Raw genomic sequence first — 25,451 nt, 5'->3', positions numbered from 1 at the left:
ACAGGAAAAAATGTCCGTCTACCTGTTGCAAGTGTGAATCCCGGCTAGCTTTCGCCACCCTTTTGCTAAGGCTGCGAAATTTGCTTGTTAATTGCAGCCGGGAGATCTACTTGCGAGTAGCTCTGACGTGCAGTTTTGCATAACGCCCGTACTGTTTGGGTGACGACGGCCACCGGCACGCGACGCGCCGATGTCCGGCGAGCTGTGAGCACCTTCACAATGGATTGTGATCTTGATGGATGTGGGGCAGGCCACCCGGGGTACCGGAAAGGCCCTAATCTGGTCACGCGTCCAGCGCAGGTGCGACGTCAGAGGACCTAAGGAGACACGGATGCGGAAACGAATGCTGTGCACGACGGCCCTGGCGGCCGCCTCGCTCGCCGCGCTGGTCAGCGTGCCGAGCGCGATGGCAGAGCCTGCCACCGGGATCGGCGCGGTGAGTTCGGTCGAACCGCTCGCATCGGCCGCGACGCTGCCCGGATCGGCGCGCGCGGAGCGCATCCACTACGGCAGCACCACCGCGAACGACCGACCCACAACCACCAGTGCCGCCGTTTACTTCCCGCCCGGCGACGCGCCCGCCGGCGGCTGGCCGGTGATCGCGTGGGCGCACGGCACCATCGGACTCGGCGACGACTGCGCGTACTCCATCGCCGGACCGGCCGCGCGGGAACGGGATTGGGCGTACCTGGGGACGTGGCTGAAACAGGGGTACGCGATCGTGGCCGCCGATTACGCGGGATTGGGTACGCCGGGCGATCATCCGTACCTCAATGGAACGGTCGAGGCACATAATGTCGTCGATGCGGTCAAGGCCGCGACCAGCCATTACGACTCGCTCTCGCATAAGTGGGTGGTGGTCGGCCAGTCCCAGGGCGGCGGTGCGGCGGTCTTCACCGCGCGCTACGCGACCGAATTCGGCGAATCAGGACTCGATTACCGGGGTGCGGTCGGAACCGGCGTACCGGCCTATATCGAGGACATTCTGCTGCCCCTGGGGCCGGGTGTGCCGCCGATCAAGCTGCCCGCGCACAGCACCGGATATGTGCTCTACATCCTGAACGGCCTGCGTACGACATATCCGGAGCTGAATATCGAGTCGTATCTCAATGATTCGGGGCGGTACTGGCTCGATCACGCCAACTCCTCCTGCCTGGAGTCGCTCGGCGAGGAGTTGACCGCGAACAATGTGGTGGTCGGCGATCTGTTCGCGCGACCGCTGGCGCAGATCCCGGACCTGCAGGGCATGCTCGCGCGGGTGATGGGGCTGCCCGAATCGGGTTATGACAAGCCGCTTTTCCTGGGTCAGGGCCTGCTGGACACCGATGTGATCACCCCGGCGACACTGGCGTTCGCGGCCAAGCTGCAGGCCAATGGCCAGCCGGTCACGCTGCACACCTACCCGACCAATCACGACGGCACGGTGAATGCCTCACTGCCGGATTCGGTTCCGTTCGTACGCAACCTTTTCGGCTGATCGGACTGCCACTCCACGAGAAATCTAGCAACGCTAGACAAGCTAGTAGCGACACTGTTATGGTTGCTCCAGTTCCTAGCGTTGCTAGATTTCATACGGAAGAGGCACTGAAATGCTCACCACCACCGGCCAGATCCTCGCCATCGCCGCCGTTCTCGCCAATGGCGCGGTCTACGGCACCGATCTCTCGGTCGCCGTCATCACCCGCTCGGTCAACAAGCACCTGGACGATGCGGCGGTGACCATCTCCTCCGGTTGGGGCCACTACTACGGCGATAAGCGGATGCCGGCGTTCGGCGCGGGCGGTGTCATCACCGCGGTGCTCACGACCGTGGTCGCCGCCATCGCCGGACATGTCGGCGCGGCCGTCGCGGCGGGTGTCGCGGTGCTGGCCCTGGTGACCTGGCTCGGCTTCTACGTCGTGGTCGCCAAGCCGATCAACACCGCGCAGACCGCGGCCGCCCAGTCGGGCGTGATTCCCGCGAATGCCCGTGCGCTGCAGGATCGTTGGGAAAGCATCCTGCCCTACCGGGTCGGCCTCCAGGCCATTGCCCTCGGTGCCCTCGGCACCGCCATCGCACTGTTCTGACCCGCCGGAATTCCGGCGGCCCCGCACCCCGGGCGGGTTCACGCGGTCGTTCGACTACTTTCCGGACGACAGGTTCACCACCGGGGCGGGAGTGTCCTGGAGCAGCCGCCACACTCGATCCGCGGTCATCGGAAGCCGGTGCGGGCGAACGCCTATGGCGTCTCGAACGGCATTCGCCAGGGCGGGAGCGACCGGGTTGTAGGGCGATTCGCTCATGGATTTCGCACCGAGGGGGCCCAGTGGGTCGGCGGTTTCCGCGAAGTGGACCTCGGTGTACGGAACGTCCGAGAATTGCGGAATATGGTAGTGGCGAAGGGTTTTCGTGGTCACCTCGCCCGCGCGGGTACGGATCTCCTCGAACAGGGCGGTGCCGATGGCCTGGGCGACGCCACCCTCCACCTGACCGCGACATTGGACCGGGTTGAGCACCGTGCCCGCATCGGCGGCCTGCACCGATTGCAGGATACGGATCTCACCGGTATCCGGACGTACCGCGACCCGGAAGGCGTGCACATTGAAGGCGACCGAGCGTGGTGTGCCGTCGTGGGTGGCGGTGGCGGTGAGCGCGCCGTCGGCGACAAGTTCGGCGGCGCTGAGCAATCGACCCGGAATTCGGACGCCACCGGCTTCGACGGTATGCGCGGAGGCGGGCAGTCCGGTGAGAGCGACGGCCCGGCCCAGCATCTGCTCGCGGAGTTGTGCACAGGCGGCGTGCGTGGCGCGCCCGGCGACGGTGATGCCGGTCGAACCGAAAGCTCCGGTGTCGTGCGTGGTCAGGTCGGTATCGGCGTGTTCGACCCGCACCCGCGCGGTGTCGGTACCGAGCACGGTGGCGGCGATCTGAGCGTGCACCGTGGTGGTTCCGTTGCCGAATTCGGCTGTGCCCACTCGTAATTCGACGGTGCTGTCGGCGAGCAGGGCGGCCCGCGCGGTGGAGCTGTGGCCGCGGGGCGGGACCGTGGCGATCATGGCGGCGGCCATCCCTTCGCCGATCAGCCAGTCCGGGCCGGGCGCGGTCACGCCATTGCCGCGACGCAGGGCCTGTTCGGCGAGGTCCAGGCACTGGTCCAGGCCGTAGCTGACGATGGTGAGATCGGGTTCGGCATGTCCGCCGCCGCCGATGAGTTCATCGCCGGGTCGCACCACATTGCGGCGGCGGAATTCGAAGGGGTCCAAGCCGATTCGGCGGGCGAGCTCGTCGAGGGCGGATTCGACACCGAACATGACCTGGCCCAGACCGTAGCCGCGGAAGGCTCCGGACGGGACGTTGTTGGTGTACACGGCACGGCCGTCGACACGTTTGTGCGCGCAGCGGTAGATGGCGACGGATTCGCCGACGCCGTGGAAAAGCACTCCGGCGCTGTGATTCCCGTACGCACCGGCATCGGCGAGTACATCGACCGCGAGTGCGGTGAGCCGGCCGTCGGCATCCGCGCCCGCGGTGACCTGCACTCGCATGGGATGCCGGCAGGTGGTCAGGAATTCGTCGGACCGGGTGAGTTCGTATCGCACCGGCAGTCCGGTACGCAGTACGGCCAGCGCGACCAGGTCTTCGGTGAACATCTCCTGTTTACCGCCGAATCCGCCGCCGACACGCGCCGCGAACACCCGCACGACATCGCGATCCAGGCCGAACAGGCGGCACACCTCATCGCGTACCAGGAATGGCACCTGGGTGCTGGTGCGCAGTACGAGGCGGCCGTCCGCGTCCAGCCAGCCGATACTGCCGTGGGTTTCGAGATGCACATGCTGCACCCGCTGCGTCTCCCAAACACCCTGCACCACTTCGACCGCGGCGCTGAGACCGGCGGTGACATCGCCGACCCGGCCGTGCACCTCGGCGACCACATTGCGATCGGCGTCGGCGATTCGGGAGTCGGCGGGTTTATCGGTGTGCAGCAGCGGCGCACCCGGTTCCAGCGCCTCCTGCGGATCGAAAACCGCGGGCAGGACCTCATATTCGACTTCGATCGCCCGGCAGCCCGCCCGCGCCGCGGCCAAGGTGTCGGCCACGACCGCCGCGACGCGCTGACCCGCGAAGCGCACCACGGGGTCAAGAATCAAGGTGTCGTCCGGATCGTCCTCCCGGATCTGGTGGCGCGCACTCGAATACAGCGTCGCCGGTGCGTCGGCATGGGTGAGCACCACGCGTACACCCGGAATCGCCTCTGCGGCGGAGGTTTCGATCGCGATGACGCGCGCGTGCGCGTGCGGGCTGCGCACCACCTCCAGACGCAATACCCCTTCCGGTGGGGTGTTGCGCGAATTCTGTTCCGCCATAGCGACATCCATGGTGAACGGCTCCGCGCCCCGCACGATTCGGCCGCCCGCGAGCGCGCCGACTCCGGCGCCCACTCCGCCGCGGCTCGCCTCGCATGCGCCTGCCGAGCCGTTCGAGCAGGCGCCGGGCCGCCGGGGGTCGAGAGCGTCGGCGATCGCACGGTAGCCGGTGCAGCGGCAGAGATTGCCTTTGAGTTTTTCGGGCAGGGTGGCCGGATCGAGTTCGCCGGTACGGTCCAGTTCGGTGGTGGTGACGATCATTCCCGCGGTGCAGAAACCGCATTGGAAGGCGGCGTGCTCCACGAATCGGCGTTGCAAGGGCGTCGGATGCCTCGCATCGGCGAGTCCGGCGGCGGTGGTGATGGCGCGGCCTTCGGCGCGATGGGCGGGGTAGACGCAGGAGTGGATGGCGGCGCCGTCGACGAGCACGGCACAGGCGCCGCAGTCCCCGGCATCACAGCCCTTCTTGGGCGCTTGGTGTCCGGTCTCGCGCAGTAGTGTGCGCAGGCATTGCCCGGGGCGCGTGGGGGTTTCGACGGTTTCACCGTCGACCTGGAACTTCATGACCGATCACCCACCAGTTCGGCGGCGACCTCGGCGGCGAGCAGTCCGGTCACATGCCGTCGCCAGTCGGGCGCACCGTGCGGATCGTCGTACCAGAGGTCGCGCTCCAGCTCCGCGATCTTTGCCGATAGTTCGCCAGCGCTCGGCATGGCGCGAAATTCCAGCACCGTGGGCCGTACGGTCGCGGCGCTGATGGTGATCACGCACCCGCCGTCGGGATCGAGTCGGCCCATGACCACCGCACCCGAACGCCCCAGCGGCGTGAGCGCGATCTTGCGGAATGCGGTGCGCGAGCGCAGATTCGACTCCGGAATCCGAATCGCCCGCAGTACCTCACCGGGTATGAGCAGGGTCTCCCCCACTCCGGTCACGAAGTGCGACAGGGGAATCCACTGATCGGCTCGCGAACCCCAGACCAGCCCGAATCCACCCAATGCCGTCAGGGCGGCGAGTACCGCGCCCGCGGGCAACCCCAGACAGATATTGCCGCCCACGGTCGCGGTCCGACGGATCTTGTGCGAGGCGACCAGCGCCCCGCAGCCCTGTTCGAACAGTCGCGTCGCATCCCACTCCGGCGGGTACCGCCCCGCCGCCAATTCCTGGAGTGTGCAGGTAGCGGCGATTTCCAGCCCCGCCTCGTCAATGGTGAGCGGCGTCCAGCCCAACCCCGTGATATCGATCAGCCGCTCCACCCCCGGCTGCGGTTCGGAGTACAGCCACGTCCCCCCGGCCAATACCGCCGTCCCCGCCCTCAGCCCACCCAGATCGGCCCGCTCCCGGGCCCGCACCACTTCCCGAACCGTATCCAAATCCATCGTCATCACCCGCTCTCACCTGCGAGGCCGCTCCCCGCGCCAGCCGGTCACGACCCGCCCTCCACCCTACGAGCCACGAGTTGCGCGGAGATTGCGACCACCCCCGCGCCTGTTTCGTAATGGTTACTCTTCCTCAGTACCCGATGATCTCCTCCTTTCGTTCGCCCCGAATACTCCGAGCGTGGTGACAAAGACGGTCACCGCGGCGGGCCAGTCGGCGAGCAACCCGGTGCCGACGGCCAGCCCCACGCTGATGACGAGGGCGAATACCGGGTGGATCGCCGGACGAGGTGGTCCGGTCCCTTCCGGTTGGCGGTTGTGGGTGGACATGTGAACTCCATTGGTCATGTCGGGCGGAGATTTCGTAAACCGATATGAGGACTCACCCCTTCGGCAATTCGACCGGAACGCTGGTCGAAGTCCCACAGAATGGCGAGCAATTGCCCGCGATCACGGTCTGCGACGCATCGACGGGCCCCGGCTCGGTCGATACGGTTCGCCCGCAGCCGCCGGCGACCACCAACATGACGATCACCGCGAATCCGATTACGGCGATGAAGGTTCCGGCGAACCATCCGGCATGGAAGCGCGGCATCGGCACCAGCAGCACGAAGGGCCCGCTATCGAAGATCATCGCCGTGCCCCGCAGCTTCCGCTCCGGCGGCCACGGATGGAGATCCAGCGGGCTTGCTCTCTGCGACGGGTCTCCGGATCCCGTAGCGCAAGCCTGAGCATGATGTCCACCAGCTCCATGCCCAGCACCTCGGCATGCATCGAGGCCATTTCCTGCTCGAATTTCGTTACCGGGCAATCGAATCCGCCGATGATGAGCTCGGCGAGCGCGACTCCCGCGTATGCTTGCTCACGCGTGAGCCGTTGGCCCGGCAGGTACGAGAGCACCCACTGTCCATGGTGTGGGCCGGGCTCATCGATACGGAAGGCAGCCTCGTGAGCGCCGTTACCGGCAATAAGCCAGTCCGATGCAGTTTTCGTCATTGATCCATTCCTTACCGCCGTCTGGATCTGTCCCCAATCCGGATCCGGTTGATGAATCAATCTTCGCGATTCCGCGGTTCGTACTGAATCCCAAGGATTCTCGGGATTCCTTGGCGTGTCACGCTTCCTTGACCAGGTGAAATCGGCGCGGTACCAAGGAAACATCCCAGCGCGGGCGGCCGACTACGGGTGTTCGCTGGATACAGGAGGCGCACCGTGTCACGAAACGGTGAATCCGAGGGCCCGGACGGTCATGGGCACGATGTCGGAGCCGATACGCGCAAACAACTGCGCGGAATTCTACGCCGAATCGGTTTGCGGGAGAACGAGTTACTCGAACCGCTGGCGGCGGAGTTGCGGCAGCGGGGGTGCCGGCCGCGTAAGGCCTGGCGACTGGCGAACGAGCTTACGCAGCAGGAGGTGGCGGAGGAGTTCAATCGGCTGACCGGAAAGGCTTCCGCACCCATGAAGGCCGCACGGATTTCGGAGTACGAGGCGTGGCCGGGGATGCGCGGGGCGGGGCGGAGTCGGCCGCGGCCGACGGTGGACGCGCTGCGCCTGCTGGCGACCATCTATCGGACCAGCTGGGATCAGTTGGTGGACACCGCGGATTTGGAGTGTATGCCCTGGACGGATCGGGCGGCTTTCCGTACCGAGCTGGCGCGACGATGTACGACGCTGCCGCGGATGGCGGGTGGCGCGGTGCCCGGCGAAATGGTTCGGTTCGTCGGTCGTGAGCGGCAGGTGGCGGAGTTGCGGCAGCGGATCGAGCGGCATCTCGAGCATGACGGGCCCTCGGTGCATGTGGTGAACGGGCTGGCGGGAATCGGTAAGACGGCGCTGGTGCGGTGTGTGGTGGACGCGCATGCCGAACGTTATCCGGACGGTCTGATCTGGGAGGATCTGCACGGTCACACCGCCGGGCGGACCCCGCGCAGCGCGGCGGATGTGTTGGAGCAGTTGCTGTTGAAGATCGGTGTGGCGCCGGAGACCATCGACGGTGGCGTGGAGCGGCGCGGGCACCGCTGGCGCGATGAGATACGCGGCCACCGGGTGCTGATCGTGTTCGACAACGCGTTGGACAGCCAGCATGTGCTTCCGCTCTTGCCGCGTGCCCGGGATTGTCTGGTGCTCATTACCAGCCGGCGGCGGTTGACCGGGCTGGCCGGCGCGGCCGCACCGTTACAGCTGGATCCGATGACCATGGCGGAGGCGGAGGAGTTCTTCCTCGAATTGAGCCATCTGCCAACCGATTACGATGTGGGCGCGGTGCGGCGGATTCTGGATACGGCGGGCCGGTTACCGCTCGCGATCCGGTTGATCGCCGGGCAGATCGCGCACGGTGGCGAGGATGTACTGACGGCCCTGGCCGCCGAATTCGACAGTCTGGCAGAGGGTTTGCGGCAGGCGCCGGACGATCGGGCGGGCTCGGAGTCGGTGGCGGATCACATTCTGGACCGGTTCGCCGCGGAGGGCGAAACCCTGCGTGCCGCTTTCGAATTGTCGTATCAGCGGCTGCCCGACCCGGAGCTGCGGCGGGTGGTCCGGTTGCTCGGCTGGTTTCCGGGTCCGGAGATCACCGCGGGCATGCTCGCGCCCATGGCCGCGGTCTCGGAGCCGACGGCGGGCACCTTCATCCATCGCATCTCCGAGGTGGGCTTCCTGGACCGCGCGAAACGGCTGCCGGAGCCGAGCGCGCCGACGCGGGAGCCCCGGCCGACGGGCTCGGCGGGGGCGGTGCGGTACCGCATTCACGATGTGACGCGGTTGTTTTCGCGCGCTCAGGCCGATCTGGAGGATATGGCGAGTGAGCGCGTCGCGGCCATGGCTCGGCTGGTGCGGCACTGTCTGGGCATCGCGCGGGCGGCAGGTGTGCCGAGGCCGTTCGATATCGCGGGGAGTTTTCCCACCCCGCCGCCACGGGAGTCGGATCCGGCGGCCGCGACGGCTCGCGATTGGCTGACCACCGAGCGGGAGATGCTGCTGGGGTGTATCCGAGTGGCGGGTTCTTCCCCGGATTCCGGCGAATTGGCGCGCCTGCTCGGTTCACATCTGTCGGCGCTGGGGTATTGGTCGGATGCGCGTTGGTTGTTCGTCCGCGCCTTGGACAGCACGCGCGGACTCGGAGATCGGCTGACCGAATGCGACATCCTGTACGAGCTGGGCACCGTGCACCGCCGAGCCTGCGACTACGACACCGCCGCCAAGTGTTTCGAGGAGGCACGGATAATCGCGGTCCAGCTCGGGGATCAGCTCCGCACCGCCTGCGCACTGTGGGGCTACGCCGAGGTCACCCGCCATATCGGGGATTACCATCCCGCGAGTCGCGCCTATCTCGGCGCGCTGGCCATCGCCCGGCAGCTGGGCAATCCGAAATTCGAGGGCAGCAATCTGCGCGGGCTCGGCCATCTCGAGCGCACGCGAGGGGCGTGGGAGATCGCGCACGACTACTACCTGTCGGCGCTGGGGATCGCCGGGCCCATCGGCGACCGCTACAGTCTCGGCTGGTCGCTGTGGGGATTGGGCCTGATCACCAGGGAGACCGGTGATCTCGATACCGCGCGTGCGCAATTGGTGGATGCGCACGGTATCGCCGGCGATATCTCCGATGCGCTGCTGCAGGCCGATACGCTGCGGGGTCTGGGGCAGATAGCGTGCGATGTGCGCGATCTCGATGCGGCACAGGAGTTCTTCGCCGATTCGATGGACATCGCCCGGCGCAATCGGGATCCGCACGGCGAGGCCGATGCGCTGCGCGCGCTGGCCGGTCTGGTCTCCGAGGTCGGACCCGAGTGGCGGGTCTGCGACTTCCTGGGCAAGGCGCTGGCCCGCTACCAGAGCATGGGGGTCAAGGTCGCCGAACAGGTCCGCGCGGATCTGCAGCAGGCGGTATCGCGGTGTGCGCGAAGCCAGGTCCGCATTCCGGAGCAGGTGCGCGAGGATCTACTGGCGCTGGGGGTGGAGCTGACAGACTCCCGCTAACCCGCCTTGGCTACCAGTGCGGCTTGCGTACGCGCCACGTCCCGACCGACGGCGTCTTCGTCGATGGTCTGAATATTGCCGTGGCGCACCACGATTCGGCCATTCACCACCAGTGCCGCGAGTGGGGGCGCGGAGCCGAGGATGAGGGCGGTGACGGGGTCTTCGATACCCGCGTGGGCGGGGGTGGAGAGGTTCCAGAGGGCGAGATCGGCGAGTTTGCCGGCTTCCAGGGAGCCGATTTCGGTGTCGCGGCCCAGGATTCGGGCACCGCCCATCGTTGCCATATCGAGAGCCGTTCGCACGGACAGGGATTGGGGTCCGCCGCGCTGGCGGGCGAAGAAGAGCGCGTTGCGGGGTTCCTCGATGAGGGAGCTGGCCTCATTGCTGGCCGCGCCGTCCACGCCGAGACCGACCGCGACCCCGGCGGCGAGCAGGTCGGCGGTGCGGGCTATTCCGGCGCCGAGGCGCCCGTTGGAGGTGGGGCAGTGCGCCACGCCGGTCCCGCTGCGCGCCATGGTTCCGATGGCGGTGTCATCGAGGTGGATGGCGTGCGCCCACCAGACGTCGGGGCCGATCCAGCCGAGTTTCTCCAGGTATTCGGCGGGCGTGACACCGTGCGTCGCGAGGCAGTACTGCTGTTCGTCGAGGGTTTCGGCGACATGGGTATGCAGTCGCACCCCGAGTTCCCTTGCCAGCAGGGCGGATTCGCGCAGCAGGTCGGCCGAGACCGAGAACGGCGAGCAGGGCGCGAGCGCGATGCGCAGCATGGAGTCGAAGGAGTCGTCGTGATGGCGCGATACCGCGTCCGCGCTGGCGGTGAGAATGTCGTCGAGGGTTTCGATCACCGAGTCGGGCGGCAGTCCGCCCGCGCTGCGGCCCAGGTCCATCGAACCGCGGCAGGGGTGGAAGCGCAGTCCGACCTGTGCGGCGGCGTCGATTTCGGCGGCGAGCAGATCACCGGCATCGCGCGGGAAGACGTAGTGGTGATCGGTGGTCGTGGTGCAGCCGCTGCGCGCCAGCGAGGCGAGCCCGCCGGTGGCGGCGATACGGGTGGCGTCCGCGTCGATACCCGCCCAGATGGGGTACAGCGTGGTGAGCCATTCGAAGAGCGTGGCGTCGGGGACCAGGCCGCGCGTCACCCACTGGTAGAGGTGGTGGTGGGTATTGACCAGACCGGGCGTGAGCAGGCACCCCCGGCCGTCGATGCGGGTGGCCCCGGGCGTCTCGGGTGCGGGCCCGCCGCCGACGGCTTCGATTCGGTTGCCGCGCACCACGATATGTCCGTCGCGGTACTCGGTGCCGGTCGCGTCCACGGTGGCGATGGCGCAGCCGTCGATGACCAGGGTGGGATCAGCCGCATCGCTCATGGAATCAACTGCCTCGGTAGGTGGAGAAGGCGAAGGGTGAGAGCAGTAGCGGCACATGGTAGTGCCGCTCCCCGGTGACGCTGAAGGCGATGCTCACCTCGGGGTAGAAGGCATCGACACCCTGTGCGGTGAACCAGGTTCCGGTATCGAAGCGCAGCCGATAGTCGCCGGGCGCTAGTTCGGCGAGGTCGCCGATCCGGCCGTCGCCGTCGGTGACCGCGGAGGCCAATTCGGCTCCGCTCCAATCGAAAAGCGTCACAGTGACGGCTGCCGCGGGTGTGCCGTGCACCGCGTCCAGTACATGGGTACTCAGGGAGCTCATGCGACGTCCCCGGCAGCCAGCAAGCGCCGCAACCGGATTCGGTTGATCTTCGCCAATTCCTCTCGCACGATGCGCCTTTCGGTAGCCGGTTCGTTCCCGAGTCGAGCGGTGAGCGTCCGCAGGAGCTCCTGCGGTGACCGCCCGGTGGCGCAGACGAGATACACCTGACCGAATTTTGCCTCGTATTCCCGGTTCCCGTCGGCGATCGCGGTACGCACCCGCGCATCAGCGGTGGCCATACCGGCCTGTTCGCGCGCGGAGTTCGCGCTGTCCGGCCGGTCGCCGATGCGCGGGTGTCCGGCGAGTCCGAGATCGATCTCGGTTTCGGAGAGCTCGCCGAGTTCGATATCGGCGGCGCGCAGCAGGTCCTCGATGCTCGCGAAGGGTCTGCGCGCGGCCACGGCCCGCGCCCAGGCGGGCGAGGAGCAGCAGGTCAGCAGTAGTTCCACCGCCGCCGTCTCGGGAAGGGCGGCGAATTCGTCGAGGCCGATCCGGTTCTCCGTCATCACCTCCAGCATCGGTCATGGCAACCACGCCCGCCACTCGAGGGGCGAAGATCATCGCGCGCGGCTACCCTGCCCTGCATGACCCCCGAACGCTGCGATGGCCTGGTGCTGGCGGCGGGCGCAGGCACCCGCTACGGCATGCCGAAAGCCCTGGCCGAGGACGGCGCATGGCTGCGTACGGCGGTGCACGCGCTGCGGGCCGGCGGCTGTGCGCGGGTCTTCGTGGTGCTGGGCGCGACCGGCCCGGCCAGCGTGGAGCGGGAAACCGGTTCGGCCCCAACGTGGCTCGTGTCGCAAACCCCTCGCATCCCGGTGCCGGCGGGCGCGCATCCGGTGTGGGCGGCGGATTGGGCGACCGGTGTGAGTGCTTCACTGCGGGCTGGATTGGCCGCGGTGGCCAGCGTCGGATCGGCGAAATCCCGCGCACGACATGCGGATCATGAGCTTGCCGAAGGGATTGCTGCGGACCGGAATATTGCGGCGCGGATTTCCCCTGCCGGGAATTCCCGCGAAGGGAATATCGACGAACCGAGCGCACCACCGGAGTATGTCGCGATCATGCCGGTGGATACCCCGGATGTCGGCCCGGAGGTGGTGCGGCGGGTGATCGCCGCCGCGCGGACAAGTGAGAGTGGTTTGGCACGCGCCTATTTCGGAAATACCCCGGGACATCCGGTGATACTCGGCCGGGGACATTGGGCCGACGTGACGGCGAACGCATCGGGAAATTATGGGGCGGGGACTTATTTGCGCGGCCGACCCGATATGGTGTGCGTCACGTGTGATGACCTTGCGACGGGTATCGATCGGGATTACCCGTGCGGCACACGGTGATCGGGAGCTAGTGATGCGCGATATCGTCGACGACCTTCTACGGGTGTGGCACAGCGGGCGGACCGGCGGACTTGCCACCCTGGTACGGACCGTCGGTTCCACTCCGCTTCCGATCGGCGCGGCCATGGTGGTCGATGCGGAGGGCCGGGCCTTCGGTTCGGTATCGGCGGGTTGTGCGGAGGCCGCCGCCTACGAGGCCGCGGTGGAGGCGGCGCGCACCGGCCGCCGGGGCCTGAATCGCTTCACTCCCGGTAGCGGTTTGGATGCCGGTATGGATTGCGGCGGCACCCTGGATGTATTCACCGAACCGTTCTCGCGCAGGCATTTTCCCGAATTCCCGGATGTGGCGGCCGATATCGCGGCGCAGCGGCAGGTCACGGTATTCACGGTGGTGTGGCATTCGGATCCGGATGTGATCGGCCAGCATCTGATCACCGATCGCAAGCACGGTACCGAGCTGGTATCGCTGCCGGATTCGGATGTATTCGTCTCCTCGTTCACCCGTCCGCCGCGGCTGATCATTGTGGGCGCGAACGCGATCGCGGGTGCGCTGGCCATTCAGGCGCGACTGATCGGGTATCGGGTGACGGTCTGCGATGCCCGCCCGACCTTCGCCAATGCCGATGCCTATCCCGGCTGCGAGGTGGTGGTGGATTGGCCGCACCGCTATCTGAACACCATCGCGGCGGCGGGTGAGATCGATTCCAGCACAGCGGTTGTGGTGCTCTCGCATGATGCCAAGTTCGAGATTCCGCTATTGACCATCGCACTGCGACTACCCGAGCTGGGATTCCTTGCCGCACTGGGATCCCGCGCCGCGAACGCGCATCGGATGGAGGCGCTGCAGGCGGGCGGTTTCGATGACGAGACGCTCTCACGGCTACATGCCCCGGCCGGATTGGACCTGGGAGCGCGCACCCCCGCCGAGACCGCGGTGTCGATCGCGGCTGAGTTGCTGGCCTATCGAAACGGCACCACCGCCGAGCCGCTGTCGAGTCTGGGTGACTCGCTGCATCATCGCTCGACGCTGGTGTCGTAGTTCGTTCAGCTCGCCTTGAGCTCCGGGTGCTCGGTGTAGACCTCTTTGAGGATCGACATATCGAAGAGCTTCTCGGCCGTGATATCTATCTTGGCCTTACCGAGGGCGCTGATATTGTGCGCGATCAACTCGTCGGACATCAGGAACAACCCATTGACCTGGGTCGCCGGTGACACCACGAGGGTGTTCTGCGCGAGGGCCTCTTTCTTCTGCTCCTCCAGATCCAGGCGCTGATCCTTGCCGTACACCTCGACGGCCAGTCGCGCGGCCTCGGCCGGATCCGCGACCGCGTCCCGCCAGCCCTTGATATCGGCGACCAGCCACGCCTTCAATTTCTCGCGCTCATTGTCGATGGTGTGCTGGCTGACGGTGAGCGTCTCGGCGGTCAGCGGTAGCCCGAAATCCGCGAACAGGAAGTTGGTGTTGGCGAATCCCTTGCTGGCCAGGGTGATCGGCTCATTGGTCACATAGCTGACCCAGCCGTCGACCTCACCGTTGGCGAGCGGGGTGGGATCGAATTGCGCGGGCACGATGGTGACATCGTTCGGCGTCATCCCGTTGGCGGTGAGCAGGGCATTGAAGATGAGCTGATTGGTGTCCTGCACACCGATCTTGCGCCCCTTCATATCCTGCGGCGAATTGATCGGTTTGGCCGCCGAGCTGACGATGCAGAACGGATTCTTCTGATAGGTGGTTCCGACGATCTTGGCGTTCAGACCCTCCAGCACCGCGGGCGCGGTGGTCTGCGGCGCGGACATGCCGATCCAGATCTTCCCGGTCCCCAGTCCGGCCTCCACCGAGGTGCTGGCCGCGCCACCGGCGACCAGATTCACCGATCCGAATCCGGCCTCCTTGAAGTACCCCTTGGAATCGGCGAAGTACTCCCCCGCGAACTCGATGTTCTTCAACCAGGACAACTGCACCGCGACGGTCCCGTACTTCGACCCGTCATCGGTGGTCCCATTGCCACCCCCCGAGGAATCCTTCCCGCAGGCGGCGAGCAGCGACCCACCGGCGAGCACGGCCCCGGTCAACCCGGCATACCGAAGAAAGGATCGCCGATCCATGGACAGCGGAGAGGCCGAACCCGGCCGGTGCAAAGAACTCATTCGCCGAATCTAAAGGCTTCCAGTTTCAATTATTTTGCTTTGACCGACGTATTTGTGTGCGCCAGGTTAACTAACCACCACCAGCCGGATACCGGGCAGCAGTTCGCGGGGAGTCAGCCCGAACATGGCGTGGAAGGTATCGCTGAAATGGCTCGGCGATGCGAATCCGGCTTCGACGGACGCCCTGGTGAAATCGGCTCCCGCGGCGGCGGCCCGCGCGACCTGCGCCATGCGCGCCCAGTTCCGATACCGGCGAAAACTGGTCCCGGTCTCGGCCGAGAACAGGTGCAGAAATCGGGAGACCGAGAGATTCGCGGCGGCGGCCAGCTCGGCGGCTGCGGGATTCGCGCCGACATCGACGCGAATGGTCTTCAGCGCAGCCGTGATTCGCGCATCCATGGCAATCGGATCGATGTAACAGAACAGCATTCGCGCACCGCCCGCGATCACCTGATGCGTGACGCGCGGTGGAATGAGCGCACTGTGGACGATCCGCTCGGCGCCGCCGATTCGCAGGGTGAACGGGGCGTCGACCCCGACGGCGAGGCAGTGCACCGATCCGGAGTGCGCGTCCAAACGCAGCGCGGGCCCCAGATAGACCGCGTGACCCGGGCCGAGCCATACCGTCGCCGGATAGCACGTTTCCGGAAGCGGAGTGTCCTGCACGTCGCCGATCATCGCATGATGAGCTCCGTACTGATCAGTCTCGTGGCCGTGTTCTTCCTGCTGATGGGCGTGTACGCGCTGGCCACACCGGCGGGTCTGGCCGAGCCCTTCGGCATCGTGGTGCAGACGCCGGTGGCACGCTCGGAGATCCGGGCCGTATACGGCGGATTCGGAATCGCGATCGCGGTGCTGCTCGGTGCGGCCGCGGTCGATATCGGCGATATCCGGCGGGGTGCGGTGATCGCGGTGGCGGCCGCGCTGGGCGGAATGGCGTTGGGGCGCATAGTCTCCCGGGCCCTCGACCGCCCGGTCGGCTTCTACCCCAGCTGGTTCTACTGCGGGGTGGAGCTGGCGGCGGCGGCGCTGTTGTGTGTAGCGGTGTGAGGGGTTCGTCAGTCGCGGCCCTGTTCTGGGGCGAAGCGGGCCAGGACCAGGTTCTCCAGGACGCCGACCACCGCGTAGGCGAAGACGGAGACGACGGTGACCAGGGCGATGGAGGCCCAGAGCCGGTTGTATTGGAAGGTCGGGATGGCTCGGATCAGGCCCGCGCCCAATCCTGTTCCGCTGCCCAGCCATTCGCCGAGCAGGGCGCCGATCAGGGCTCCCGGCACCGAGACTCGGGCGGCGGCGAAGACCGCTGGGAGGGCGGCGGGCACCGAGACCATGCGCATGGCGGTCCACCGCGAACCACCGTAGGCGGCAACGAGTTCCATGGCCTGGGTGGGTGCGTTGCGCAGCGCGGTCATGATCATGACCAGGGCGGGGAAGAAGACCACGATGGCGGCCATGACGGTGACGCCGAGCAGGCCGCGGCCGAAGACCAGCACGATGATCGGGGTCAGCGCGACCAGCGGAACCGAGCGCAGCAGCATGGCGACCGGCAGGAAGGCCTGGGCGACGGCCGGAACACCCACGAACAGCGCCGCCACCACGAGCGCACCACCGAGACCCGCGATGAAGCCGATTCCGGCGTCGCGCAGGGTGATTCGCATTTCGGCGAAGATGGCATGCCGGGCGGTACCGGAGGTCGGACCGGTGACCAGGTACTTCCACACCTCGCCCGGACTCTTGCCGACCAGGCCGACCTGTGGGTACAGCTGCAGGAAGCCGTACCAGAGCACGACCAGCAGGATCAGTGAAACCAGCAGCGGCAGGAGGAATTTGCCGATGGGTCGCAGCAGGTTCAGGGTTTTCATCGCACCTCGGCTCGGGTCCAGGGCAGGGCCAGGCGGGCGATCAGCGCGACCACCGCGTAGCCGAGTCCGGCGAGTGCCGCGGCGGCCAGGGCCATACCCCAGGTGCGCGGCACGTTGTAGGCGGTCTGCGCGGCGGTCAGCGCGACCCCGATACCGCTGTCCACGCCGCCGAGGTACTCCCCGATGATCGCGCCCAGCACGGCCGAGGGTGCGGCGATCTTCAACGCCGCCAGGGTATTCGGCAGCGCCGCGATGAGTTGTACGCGTCGCATGCGCTGCCAGCGACCGCCGCCGTAGGCGCGCACCAGATCCAGGCTGGTGCCGTCGGCCGAGCGCAGGCCGGAGACCGCGCCGACCATGGTCGGGAAGAAGCAGTACATGGCGGCGAGGAAGACCGTCGGGGTGCGCCCGCCGAATACCACCAGGATGATCGGTCCCAGCGCCAGCAGCGGTGTGCAGTAGCTGAGGATGGCCAGCTGGGTGACGAGCATTTCGATCGGCGGAATCAGCACCACCAGCAGTGCCAGCACGATGGCGAGCGTATTGCCCCAGACGAAGCCCTGTAGCGCACCCCAGGCCGTCACCTTGAAGTTCGGCCCGTACAGCGACCAGCCGTCGGTGTACATGGTGTGCAGCACCTGCCAGGGTCCGGGCACGGTGCCATTGGCGATATGCAGGGCCGCGGCGATTGCCCAGGCCGCCAGCAGCGCCGCGATGCCCGCGAGCCCGCCGAGCGCGGAGATGTGCAGTCGACCGCGCAGCGCGGCCAGGCCGCCACGCACACTGCGCTGCTCCTCGAGCACCGAATCTGTTGTCACGCTGGTCATTCCGCCACCACCCCGCCTTGCCCGGTGCGCCCGAAGAGCAGTTCGGAGAGGTAGTCGCAGAGTTTGTGGAACTCGGGTGTGCGCATCATCTCCGGGGTGCGTGGCCGGGGTAGGTCGATATCGACCATCTCCACCACCCGCCCCGGCCGCGGGCTCATGACCGCGACCACATCGGAGAGGAAGACCGCTTCGGCGATGCCGTGCGTGACCATCAGCGTGGTGGCGGGCTTTTCGGTCCAGATGCGCAGCAGTTCGAGGTTCAGTCGCTGTCTGGTCATATCGTCGAGTGCGCCGAAGGGTTCGTCCAGCAGCAGGATCTTGGGTTTGACCACCAGCGCCCGCGCGATCGAAACCCGTTGTCGCATACCGCCGGAGAGCTGTGCGGGTTTGGCCTTCTCGAAGCCCTCCAATCCGACCAGGGCGATCAGGTCCGCGATCAGCCCGGGATCGGCGGGCAATCCGGCGACCTGTAGCGGCAGTCTGATATTGGATTCCACACTGCGCCAGGGCAGTAGCGCCGAATCCTGGAAGGCGATACCGAATTCGTGTCGGCGGCGCAGCTCGGCGGGGGTCTCGCCATTGATGCGGGCGGTGCCCGCGCTCGGGGTGTCGAGCCCGGCGAGTATGCGCAGGATGGTGGATTTCCCGCATCCGGAGGGACCGAGCAGGGACAGGAACGCGCCCTGCTCGGTATGCAATTCGACCGAGTCCAGGGCGGTGACGCTGCGCCGCCCGGATCGGAAGGTCTTGCTCAGACCGCTGATATGAATGCCTGTTCCCGCGGCGGCGACTTCCGAACTCATAGGGTCACGATAGGAGCAGGGAATTGCACCGAGATTGCGAATCGGCAGACTGGATTTCGACCGTGTTACCGGTACCGGTCGAATCCGGTTACCGGTGACTCACCAACCCGACGGTTCGAACCAGTCGCGGGCTTCCCGGCGAAACAGCAGCACGATCACCACGAGTGAGGCGATGGGTCCGAGCGGTCCGGGCGGATGCCCATCGGTAATGGACGGAACCGTCCACAGCATATTGAGTACGGCCAGCAGAATCGCGCCGATCCGCACCGACTGTCCCTCGGAGTTGAAGGTCAGGGCCACCAGGCCGAGCAGCCAGCCGGGAATGAACGGCACCGCGGTCTGAATCGCGGATCGGCTGCCCAGCAACCATCCGGAAGACGCCGTGCACAGCAGTCCGATCAGGGCCAGCAGGACCGCGATCACCTGTGCCGCACGCACCGCCCGCGGCATCCGATAGGTGTCGTCCACGCCCGACCCCTGACCGGGCGGCACTCGCAGGTCCGACATCCCGCCGAATTTACCCCGCCACGCCGCACGAACCCGGAAACACGCCGCCGGTCCTCCGCGTCATCCCGGCCGGAACGCATCCCTCGTCAGGGGCGAGCCGCCACCGGTTCCAGTTCGGTGACTCGGACGGCGGGGGTCAGCCGGTCGCGCAGGACTCGGTCGATCTCACCCGCGACGGGAATCACCACGGCGGCGGCGGAGGTGGCCACGGCATCGGTGAGCAGGGCGGGCCAGTTCGGATTCGGCCCGGCGGCCAGGCCCGCGATGATGGCGGCCACCGCGGCGTCCCCGGCCCCGGTGGGATTTCCGGCGAGCGGACGCGGCAGCGCGGCGGACCAGGCCCGCGCTCCGGTCACCGCGACCATGCCCGCACCGCCCCGGGTGACGATGATCGCGCCCACACCCGCGGTCATGAGCGGTTCCACGGCCGCCAGAATCTCCGGGACGGTGGTGGCCGAACGGCCCGTAAGTCGTTCCAGCTCTTCGGTATTGGGCGTGAGAATGATCCCGGGAACGCGTGCGGAGAGCTCCAGTGCCGGTCCGTCGAGATCGCAGACGGTGGGCACCCCGGCGCGCACGGCGGTGCGCGCGAGTTCGGCGGGCAGGCCCGGATCGACACCGGCGGGCAGTGAGCCCGCGATGACCATGCCACTCATATCCGAGAGCATTCCGGCCACCCGCACCCGCAATTGATCTACCGCATGCGGTTCGGAGATGCGCGGTCCGGGTTCCCACAGCGCGGTGGCGGTGCCGTCATCGGATTCACTGATCACCACGGTGCGCCGCACCCAGGGCAGCGCGTGCACGAAGTCGACGGGCATCTCGAGTTCGGCCGCCGCGGCGAAGGAGTGGTCGGAGAATCCGGTGGCGCGGGCGTATTTGCCGAGTTGGTTCAGCACCCGGTTGACATTGATGCCGCGGCCGCCGAGCCGCTGATCCACCGACCGCACCCGGTGTGCCCGGCCCCGCTCGAAATGCTCGACCCGGTAGGTCATGTCATAGGCGGGGTTCATGGTCACGGTGAGGATCACCCGTACAACTAGTTCATGTCGGCAGCGTGGGCGCAAGCCCCAAACCTCGCGAATGGGCAGCGAAAAGGTTCGCAAAGACGGCAATCCGCCAGCGGATCAGTTCGGTACGGTCCGCAGTACACGGGTCCCGAGCACCCGCAGATGATGTTCCACATCCCGCTGCATATCCAGTCGGCCCGGGCCCAAATACTTTCGCGGATCGGACGAATCGGGCGCGCCCGCCAGCGCGACCCGCACAGCCTCGGTGAGCGCGATATTCAGCCGGGTACCTATATTGACCTTGACCATGCCATGCCGGATCGCCGCGCGCAGACCGTCATCGGGTACACCCGAGGATCCGTGCAATACCAATGGGACCGCCAGTGCCTTCGCCAAACTCGCAATCAGTTCGGTGTCCAGCGTCGCCGCACGAGTCGCCATGGCGTGCACCGAGCCGACGGCCACGGCCAGCGCGTCCACTCCGGTCGCGGCCACGAAGGCCACCGCCTCCGCCGGATCGGTCCGAACGCCCGGCACATGCGCGCCGCTCTTCCCGCCGATCTCGCCGAGCTCGGCCTCCACGAACACCTCGCGTTCGTGACACCAACGGGTGATTTCCGCAGTGGCGGCGACATTTTCGGCATAGTCGAGGGCCGCCCCGTCGTACATGACGGAGGTGAGTCCGACCTCGACGGCCTCCTGGATCAACTCGACCTCGGTGGCATGGTCCAGGTGCACCGCGAGTGCGGCCGAACTGTCCGCCGCGATTTGCAGGCAGGCGCGGGCCAACGGCTTCAACCCGCCGTGATACTTCACCGTATTCTCCGAAATCTGCAGAATCGCAGGTCTTTCCAGTGTTTCGGCGGCGGCCGCGATGGCCTCGGCGTGTTCGAGGGTGATCACATTGAACGCGCCGAGACCACCCGGCCGGGCCAGCTCGATCAATCTCGGAATGGGGGTGAGTGCCATGAATTCTCCTAGTGGGGCCGGGTGCGCACCGGCGTCACCCGCACCGCCGGGGTGAGTCGGGTGCGCAAGTCCTGATCGATCTCACCCGCCACCGGCCGAGCCACCGCCGCGGCGGAAGTCGCGACCACGTCGGCGAGCAGTGCGGGCCAATCGAGTTCGCGCGCATCGAGCCAGCCGGGCCGCAGCGCCTCCGGCCATTCGCCATGTTCGGGCACAGTGGCCGGGAGTTTCGGCAGCGCCGCCAACCCAGCGATGAGTGCGGCCGCCGCCGCATCGCCCGCACCGGTGGGGTTTCCGGTGATCGCCTCGGATGCGGCGGCGGACCAGGCCGCCCCCTGCACGGCCGCGACCAGCCCCGCCCGCCCGCGGGTGGCCACAATCGCGGCCACTCCCAGCCGCAATGGACGTTGCAGGGCCACAGCGACATCCAGTGCCCGGCGCACGGCCGCGTATTGGGAGGTGCCAATGGCGGCAAGGTCCTGGGCCGCGTGCGCAGCGGCAGACTCATGAGCCGTGTGCGCAGCAGCAGGCTCGTGGGCCGCGCGTGCAGCGGCAAAACCCTGAGCCGTGTGAGCCGCAGCGGAGTCCCGAACCGGGCTCGCGGTGGCGGCGTCCGGTGCGACACCGGTCAGGACCGGCAGCTCATCGGCATTGGGCATGAGCACCACACCCTGCACCCGTGCCGCCGCCCGCAGCGCTTCGCCCTCGACATCGCAGATGACGGGCACATCGGCGGCGATCGCGAGCCCGGCGAGGTCGGCGGGTAGTCGCGGATCGGCCCCGCCGGGTAGGGAACCCGAGATGACCAGGCCGCGCGCCCGCGGCAGCCGATCCGCGACCCGCCGCCGTAGTAGGTCGGCGGCATCCGGATCGTTCAGTGTCGCACCGGGTTCCCAGAGTCCGGTGGTGGTGCCGTCGGCCTCGCTGATGACCACGGTGCGGCGCACGCGCGGGAGCGCGGTGACGAAATCGACCGGCAGCTCCCGCGCGGCCTCCTCGGCGAACGCCGAATCAGCGAATCCCATTGCCACACAGTCATGTCCGAGCTTGGTCAAGATGCGGGCGACATTGATTCCCTTACCGCCGATCCGCTGTTCGACGGCCGGAATACGCTGCACCGCACCGTATTCGAACTTCGGTAGTCGATAGGTGAGATCGTAGGCGGGGTTCAGGGTGACGGTGAGGATCAAGACAGCCACTTCCCGCGATGCAATACGCGCCGTAGTCCGAAGTCGTCATCGACGGCGATCAGGTCGGCACAGCCGCCGGGTCGAATATCCCCGATATCGGCGAGTCCGGCGGTGGCGGCCGGTGTCATGGTGGCCGCGCGGACCGAATCCGCCAGGGACACATCGCATTCGCGGACCGCCCAGGTCAGACATCGCAGCAGGTGCGAGGTGCCACCGGCGATGGATCCGCTCGCCACCCGTGCGACCCCACCGGAGACCCGCACCTCCTGTGGGCCGAGACGATAATCGCCGTCGGGCATTCCGGCGGCGGCCATGGCATCGGTGATGAGGGCGACCCGCTCGGGTGCGGCGGCGAAAACCAGTGCCCCGAAACCGGAGTCGACGTGAACGCCATCACCGATGAGCTCCACCGTGGCGTGCCCGCGCGCGGCAGCGGCGACCGCGGCGGCGACCGGCCCCGCGGCGCGATGATGCATCGGCCGCATGCCATTGGCCAGATGAGTGACCGAACTCGCGAAACCGATGGGCCGCATGGCATCCCGGAACACGCCGAACTCCGCATCGGTGTGACCGAGCGAGACGGTCACACCGTGATCGACCAGCAACCGGGCCACGGTCTCGAAGCCGTCCCTTTCGGGCGCCAGGGCCATAATCCGCAGATGCCCGCCCGCCGCCTCGATCAAGCGCCGGGTGAACTTCGGATCCGGATCGGTGAGATAGCGCGGATCCTGTGCACCGCAGCGGGTCTCGGAGAGAAAGGGGCCTTCGGCGTAGATCCCGCCGATCACCCCGTCATCGGCGAGCTCCCGCAGCGCGGCGACCTGCGCCACCATATCCTCGGGTTCGGCGGTGACGATTCCGGCGAGCACGGTGGTGCTCCCCCGCGACCGGTGATACGCCGCCGCGCCGGCGGCATCGGCCTGATCCACCGTGTCGAATCGATGTCCGGCCCCGCCGTGCACGTGGATATCCACCAGCCCCGGCAGCAGCATCCCCTCGAACGGCAGCTCCCCCGAACCCGGATGTGTCACCGTCCATTGCTCATTCGTGCGCACGGCGATGATCCGCTCCCCCAGGACCGAGACCACCCCGTCCTCGACGACATGGCTGGGCGAGAAGATCCGCCCGCGAATATGCACTCCCGCGTCGACCCCGAAATCCGGCCCGGCGACGCGCGTCTCGCCCTGGACTTCGGCGCTACGACGCGTGCGGCTCCTCGACCGGCTCATCGTGTTGCTCCCAGTTCGGTGGATCCCGGCCAAAAACACGCCGGGATGACGACGGGCGGGCACGCCGAGATACCGACGGATGAACGCGACCGAGCGACAAAGGGTGAACGCGACCGAGCGACGCGGTGCGGGCGCGCCGGAGCGACGCGGGGTAATGCGCGCGCCCGGCCGAGCAGGGGTGCGCGGCCCGGGGCGGGGGCGGACGCCCGTCGGTGTGCGGCGCTCATGCCAGCACCCCGTACCTGGCGAAGAGCGCCGCTCCGGTGAGTCCCGCACGCGCGCCGAAGGCTCCGATGACCACCTCGGGGACGGGGACCACGCGCAGGCGGTCGGTGAGGGCGCGGTGCAGGGGTTGGGCGAGGGCGTCCCCCGCACCCGCCAGGCCGCCGCCGAGCACTATGCGTTCGGGGCAGACGGCGTGGATGACACCGAGTAGGCCGTCGGCGAGGGCGTCGACGGCTTCCGCGACCACGGCACGGGCGTCCTCGTCATGACCGATCCGATCGAACACCATTGCGGCGCTGTCACATTCGATATCGGTGCGCCGAGTGTAGGCGCGGGCGATGGCGGCGGCCGAGGCCACGGTCTCCACACATCCGGTATTGCCGCACGGGCAGGGCAGCCCGCCCCGGCGCACCGAGATATGGCCGTATTCGCCGGCCTGGCCGATCGCACCGCGCACGAATCGTCCACCGACGGAGAGCGTTCCGCTGATTCCGGTGCCGATGATCACCACGCAGACCGACTGCCGGTCATTGCCCGCACCGAAGCGCCACTCCGCCCAGCCGGCGGCGGCGACATCATGCTCGAGCAGTACCGGCATGCCCCACCGGTCGGTGAAGCGTGAACCCACCTCGATATCGCGCCAGCCGATATTGGCGCTGAACACCGCGATGGAGTTGGCGGTGTCGACCACGCCGGGCAGTAGCACCGCCGCCCGCTGCACCCGTGCCCGTTCGGTCTCGGAGAGCTTGTCCAGCAGGGCATCTCCGAGCTCCAGCATGGCGTCGAAGGCCGCCGCACCGCGCGGGGTGGGCTGATCCCCGGCGGTCAGTACCGCGCCCGCGGCATCGGTGATCTCGGCTTTTATGGTGGTGCCGCCGACGTCCAGGCCGAGTACGAGCGCGTCCGCGCCGAGTCCGATGACGGGTTGCAGGTTCATGATCGGGCTCCGCTCAGGAAATCTTGGACTGCTCAGGAATCGAGAACCACTGAGCGAGTCAGGCTACGCGGATGATCGGGATCCAGCCCGAGATCGGCCGCACGCAATACGCAGAGCCGGTGCACCCGAACCAGATCCGCCATCGGATCGATCTCGCGGTGTTCCAAGTGTGCGCCGGTGGCGGCGATATCGGCGGCGAAACCGGGCAGCAGCGGACCGAAGGCCCAGACCGCGCGGCCGGGCGCGGCAATGCTGATCGGCCCGTGCCGATACTCGGTGGCCAGGTAGGACTCGGTCCAGGATTGGCAGGATTCACGCAGTTTGAGCGCGGCCTCATCGGAAAGGGCGGCCGCGAATCCCATTCCGGTGAAGGTGATCTGGTCGGCGCGGCGCACCGCGGCGAGCGATTCGGCCGGATCCTCGGCGAGTACCGCGCGGGCCTGCGCGATCACCGGGGTGAGGTCCTCGCCCAGGCTCCAGCGCAGAATCGCCAGGGTGGTGGTGGCGAAGCGGGTCTGCACCACCGAGCGTTCGTCCACCTCGTCGATCAGGATCGAATCACCCAGTGCGAGTACGGGTGTGCCCGGACTCGAGCAGATGATCGTGCGCGGTGTCGACGCGGGCAGTGCGCGCAGCGCCTCGATCACCTCGGTGGTGGTGCCGGAGCGGCAGATCACCACGTAGCGGTCGTAGTGGCGGCCGCCCGGAAGCTGCCCGGCGGGCCAGGCGTCGGTCGGACCGTAGCCGGCGAGCTCGCGCCGGGCGGCGTACGCGCGGGCCATGAAAAGTGATGTACCGCAACCTATCGCGGCCACGCGCTCACCGATGCCGGGCAGTAGTGCGCGATTTCGGGCGGCGATCGATTGTGCTCGCGCCCAATTGTCGGGCTGGGAGGCGATCTCGGTGGCAAGGAAAGTGGCTGGGGTTTGTTCGGCGGAGGGCAGCACCAGCCCAGCGTGCGCCCAGTGATCGTTCATGTCAAATTTACAGCCAAAGTAGTCACAATCGATCA

At 67.4% G+C, this 25,451-nt stretch carries 26 protein-coding genes; 6 read left to right on the top strand and 20 right to left on the bottom strand.

Annotated elements, in window-relative coordinates:
* The first annotated feature begins 331 nt into the window (after positions 1 to 331).
* A complete protein-coding gene (locus OHB26_RS13865; RefSeq protein WP_330184578.1) occupies positions 332 to 1,477 on the top strand; it encodes an alpha/beta hydrolase family protein in 1,146 nt (381 codons plus the stop codon).
* Between the two features lie 112 nt (positions 1,478 to 1,589).
* Positions 1,590 to 2,066 carry a DUF1772 domain-containing protein gene (locus tag OHB26_RS13860; protein ID WP_330184577.1) on the top strand — a complete coding sequence of 159 codons (477 nt, stop codon included), beginning with the start codon at positions 1,590 to 1,592 and terminating at the stop codon, positions 2,064 to 2,066.
* Positions 2,067 to 2,120: 54 nt separating this feature from the next.
* Here the strand turns inward: OHB26_RS13860 and OHB26_RS13855 are convergent, their stop codons facing one another.
* The 5 genes from OHB26_RS13855 to OHB26_RS13835 all read right to left on the bottom strand — a co-directional run bounded on the left by OHB26_RS13855 (position 2,121) and on the right by OHB26_RS13835 (position 6,721).
* Entirely contained in the window at positions 2,121 to 4,910 is a 2,790-nt protein-coding gene (locus OHB26_RS13855) for a molybdopterin-dependent oxidoreductase (RefSeq protein WP_330184576.1), read from the bottom strand.
* Complete coding sequence (locus OHB26_RS13850; protein WP_330184575.1) at positions 4,907 to 5,731, bottom strand: FAD binding domain-containing protein; 825 nt, start codon at positions 5,729 to 5,731, stop codon at positions 4,907 to 4,909. Before OHB26_RS13850 ends, OHB26_RS13855 begins: the two co-directional genes overlap by 4 nt.
* Before the next feature lie 117 nt (positions 5,732 to 5,848).
* Positions 5,849 to 6,055 carry a hypothetical protein gene (locus OHB26_RS13845; RefSeq protein WP_330184574.1) on the bottom strand — a complete coding sequence of 69 codons (207 nt, stop codon included), beginning with the start codon at positions 6,053 to 6,055 and terminating at the stop codon, positions 5,849 to 5,851.
* Positions 6,056 to 6,107: 52 nt separating this feature from the next.
* Positions 6,108 to 6,359, bottom strand: coding sequence for a hypothetical protein (locus OHB26_RS13840; protein WP_330184573.1), 252 nt, complete (start codon positions 6,357 to 6,359; stop codon positions 6,108 to 6,110).
* Positions 6,356 to 6,721, bottom strand: a complete 366-nt coding sequence (locus OHB26_RS13835) for a hypothetical protein (RefSeq protein WP_330184572.1) — start codon at positions 6,719 to 6,721, stop codon at positions 6,356 to 6,358. The genes OHB26_RS13840 and OHB26_RS13835 overlap by 4 nt, the downstream gene beginning before the upstream one ends.
* Positions 6,722 to 6,937: 216 nt before the next feature.
* Here OHB26_RS13835 and OHB26_RS13830 point away from each other — a divergent pair, with 216 nt between their 5' ends.
* Positions 6,938 to 9,703: a tetratricopeptide repeat protein gene (locus OHB26_RS13830; protein WP_330184571.1), complete on the top strand. Its 2,766-nt coding sequence runs from the start codon at positions 6,938 to 6,940 to the stop codon at positions 9,701 to 9,703.
* Here the strand turns inward: OHB26_RS13830 and OHB26_RS13825 are convergent.
* From OHB26_RS13825 to uraD, 3 genes are read right to left on the bottom strand one after another with little or no spacing between them, the layout of a single operon-like run.
* Positions 9,700 to 11,070, bottom strand: coding sequence for an 8-oxoguanine deaminase (locus OHB26_RS13825; protein WP_330184570.1), 1,371 nt, complete (start codon positions 11,068 to 11,070; stop codon positions 9,700 to 9,702). The two genes, OHB26_RS13830 and OHB26_RS13825, sit on opposite strands and share 4 nt — an antisense overlap.
* Before the next feature lie 4 nt (positions 11,071 to 11,074).
* Positions 11,075 to 11,392, bottom strand: coding sequence for a hydroxyisourate hydrolase (gene uraH, locus OHB26_RS13820; protein WP_330184569.1), 318 nt, complete (start codon positions 11,390 to 11,392; stop codon positions 11,075 to 11,077).
* Positions 11,389 to 11,898: a 2-oxo-4-hydroxy-4-carboxy-5-ureidoimidazoline decarboxylase gene (gene uraD, locus OHB26_RS13815; RefSeq protein WP_330184568.1), complete on the bottom strand. Its 510-nt coding sequence runs from the start codon at positions 11,896 to 11,898 to the stop codon at positions 11,389 to 11,391. The genes uraH and uraD overlap by 4 nt, the downstream gene beginning before the upstream one ends.
* 78 nt (positions 11,899 to 11,976) lie before the next feature.
* Here uraD and OHB26_RS13810 point away from each other — a divergent pair, with 78 nt between their 5' ends.
* Both OHB26_RS13810 and OHB26_RS13805 read left to right on the top strand, forming a co-directional pair.
* Positions 11,977 to 12,732, top strand: a complete 756-nt coding sequence (locus OHB26_RS13810; protein ID WP_330184567.1) for a nucleotidyltransferase family protein — start codon at positions 11,977 to 11,979, stop codon at positions 12,730 to 12,732.
* A 13-nt stretch (positions 12,733 to 12,745) separates the two neighbouring features.
* Complete coding sequence (locus OHB26_RS13805; protein WP_330184566.1) at positions 12,746 to 13,771, top strand: XdhC family protein; 1,026 nt, start codon at positions 12,746 to 12,748, stop codon at positions 13,769 to 13,771.
* Positions 13,772 to 13,776: 5 nt separating this feature from the next.
* Here OHB26_RS13805 and OHB26_RS13800 read toward each other — a convergent pair whose 3' ends face one another.
* Together OHB26_RS13800 and OHB26_RS13795 are read right to left on the bottom strand one after the other, a co-directional pair.
* Positions 13,777 to 14,880, bottom strand: a complete 1,104-nt coding sequence (locus tag OHB26_RS13800; RefSeq protein ID WP_330184565.1) for an ABC transporter substrate-binding protein — start codon at positions 14,878 to 14,880, stop codon at positions 13,777 to 13,779.
* Between the two features lie 66 nt (positions 14,881 to 14,946).
* Positions 14,947 to 15,558, bottom strand: a complete 612-nt coding sequence (locus OHB26_RS13795; RefSeq protein WP_330184564.1) for a helix-turn-helix domain-containing protein — start codon at positions 15,556 to 15,558, stop codon at positions 14,947 to 14,949.
* A 6-nt stretch (positions 15,559 to 15,564) separates the two neighbouring features.
* Here OHB26_RS13795 and OHB26_RS13790 point away from each other — a divergent pair, with 6 nt between their 5' ends.
* Entirely contained in the window at positions 15,565 to 15,930 is a 366-nt protein-coding gene (locus tag OHB26_RS13790; protein WP_330185633.1) for a DUF4345 domain-containing protein, read from the top strand.
* Positions 15,931 to 15,938: 8 nt separating this feature from the next.
* Here the strand turns inward: OHB26_RS13790 and OHB26_RS13785 are convergent, their stop codons facing one another.
* The 10 genes from OHB26_RS13785 to OHB26_RS13740 form a co-directional block, all read right to left on the bottom strand.
* A complete protein-coding gene (locus OHB26_RS13785) occupies positions 15,939 to 16,742 on the bottom strand; it encodes an ABC transporter permease (protein WP_330184563.1) in 804 nt (267 codons plus the stop codon).
* Positions 16,739 to 17,569, bottom strand: a complete 831-nt coding sequence (locus OHB26_RS13780; protein ID WP_330184562.1) for an ABC transporter permease — start codon at positions 17,567 to 17,569, stop codon at positions 16,739 to 16,741. The genes OHB26_RS13785 and OHB26_RS13780 overlap by 4 nt, the downstream gene beginning before the upstream one ends.
* Positions 17,566 to 18,372, bottom strand: coding sequence for an ABC transporter ATP-binding protein (locus OHB26_RS13775; RefSeq protein WP_330184561.1), 807 nt, complete (start codon positions 18,370 to 18,372; stop codon positions 17,566 to 17,568). The genes OHB26_RS13780 and OHB26_RS13775 overlap by 4 nt, the downstream gene beginning before the upstream one ends.
* 99 nt (positions 18,373 to 18,471) lie before the next feature.
* The gene (locus tag OHB26_RS13770) at positions 18,472 to 18,879 is read right to left on the bottom strand and encodes a hypothetical protein (RefSeq protein ID WP_330184560.1); all 408 of its coding nucleotides are present in this window, start codon (positions 18,877 to 18,879) and stop codon (positions 18,472 to 18,474) included.
* 86 nt (positions 18,880 to 18,965) lie between these two features.
* Entirely contained in the window at positions 18,966 to 19,898 is a 933-nt protein-coding gene (locus OHB26_RS13765) for a hexose kinase (protein WP_330184559.1), read from the bottom strand.
* Positions 19,899 to 20,006: 108 nt separating this feature from the next.
* Complete coding sequence (locus OHB26_RS13760) at positions 20,007 to 20,858, bottom strand: class II fructose-bisphosphate aldolase (protein ID WP_330184558.1); 852 nt, start codon at positions 20,856 to 20,858, stop codon at positions 20,007 to 20,009.
* An 8-nt stretch (positions 20,859 to 20,866) separates the two neighbouring features.
* Positions 20,867 to 22,057, bottom strand: coding sequence for a PfkB family carbohydrate kinase (locus tag OHB26_RS13755; RefSeq protein WP_330184557.1), 1,191 nt, complete (start codon positions 22,055 to 22,057; stop codon positions 20,867 to 20,869).
* Positions 22,045 to 23,277: an N-acetylglucosamine-6-phosphate deacetylase gene (locus OHB26_RS13750; RefSeq protein ID WP_330184556.1), complete on the bottom strand. Its 1,233-nt coding sequence runs from the start codon at positions 23,275 to 23,277 to the stop codon at positions 22,045 to 22,047. The genes OHB26_RS13755 and OHB26_RS13750 overlap by 13 nt, the downstream gene beginning before the upstream one ends.
* A 223-nt stretch (positions 23,278 to 23,500) precedes the next feature.
* Positions 23,501 to 24,439, bottom strand: coding sequence for an ROK family protein (locus tag OHB26_RS13745; RefSeq protein ID WP_330184555.1), 939 nt, complete (start codon positions 24,437 to 24,439; stop codon positions 23,501 to 23,503).
* A gap of 32 nt (positions 24,440 to 24,471) precedes the next feature.
* Positions 24,472 to 25,416: an SIS domain-containing protein gene (locus OHB26_RS13740; protein WP_330184554.1), complete on the bottom strand. Its 945-nt coding sequence runs from the start codon at positions 25,414 to 25,416 to the stop codon at positions 24,472 to 24,474.
* Positions 25,417 to 25,451 lie beyond the last annotated feature (35 nt).

The sequence above is a fragment of the Nocardia sp. NBC_01503 genome, from assembly GCF_036327755.1.
GTDB lineage: Bacteria > Actinomycetota > Actinomycetes > Mycobacteriales > Mycobacteriaceae > Nocardia.
Note: the sequence above shows the minus strand (reverse complement) of the source record. Positions and strands in the feature narration are given on the sequence as shown.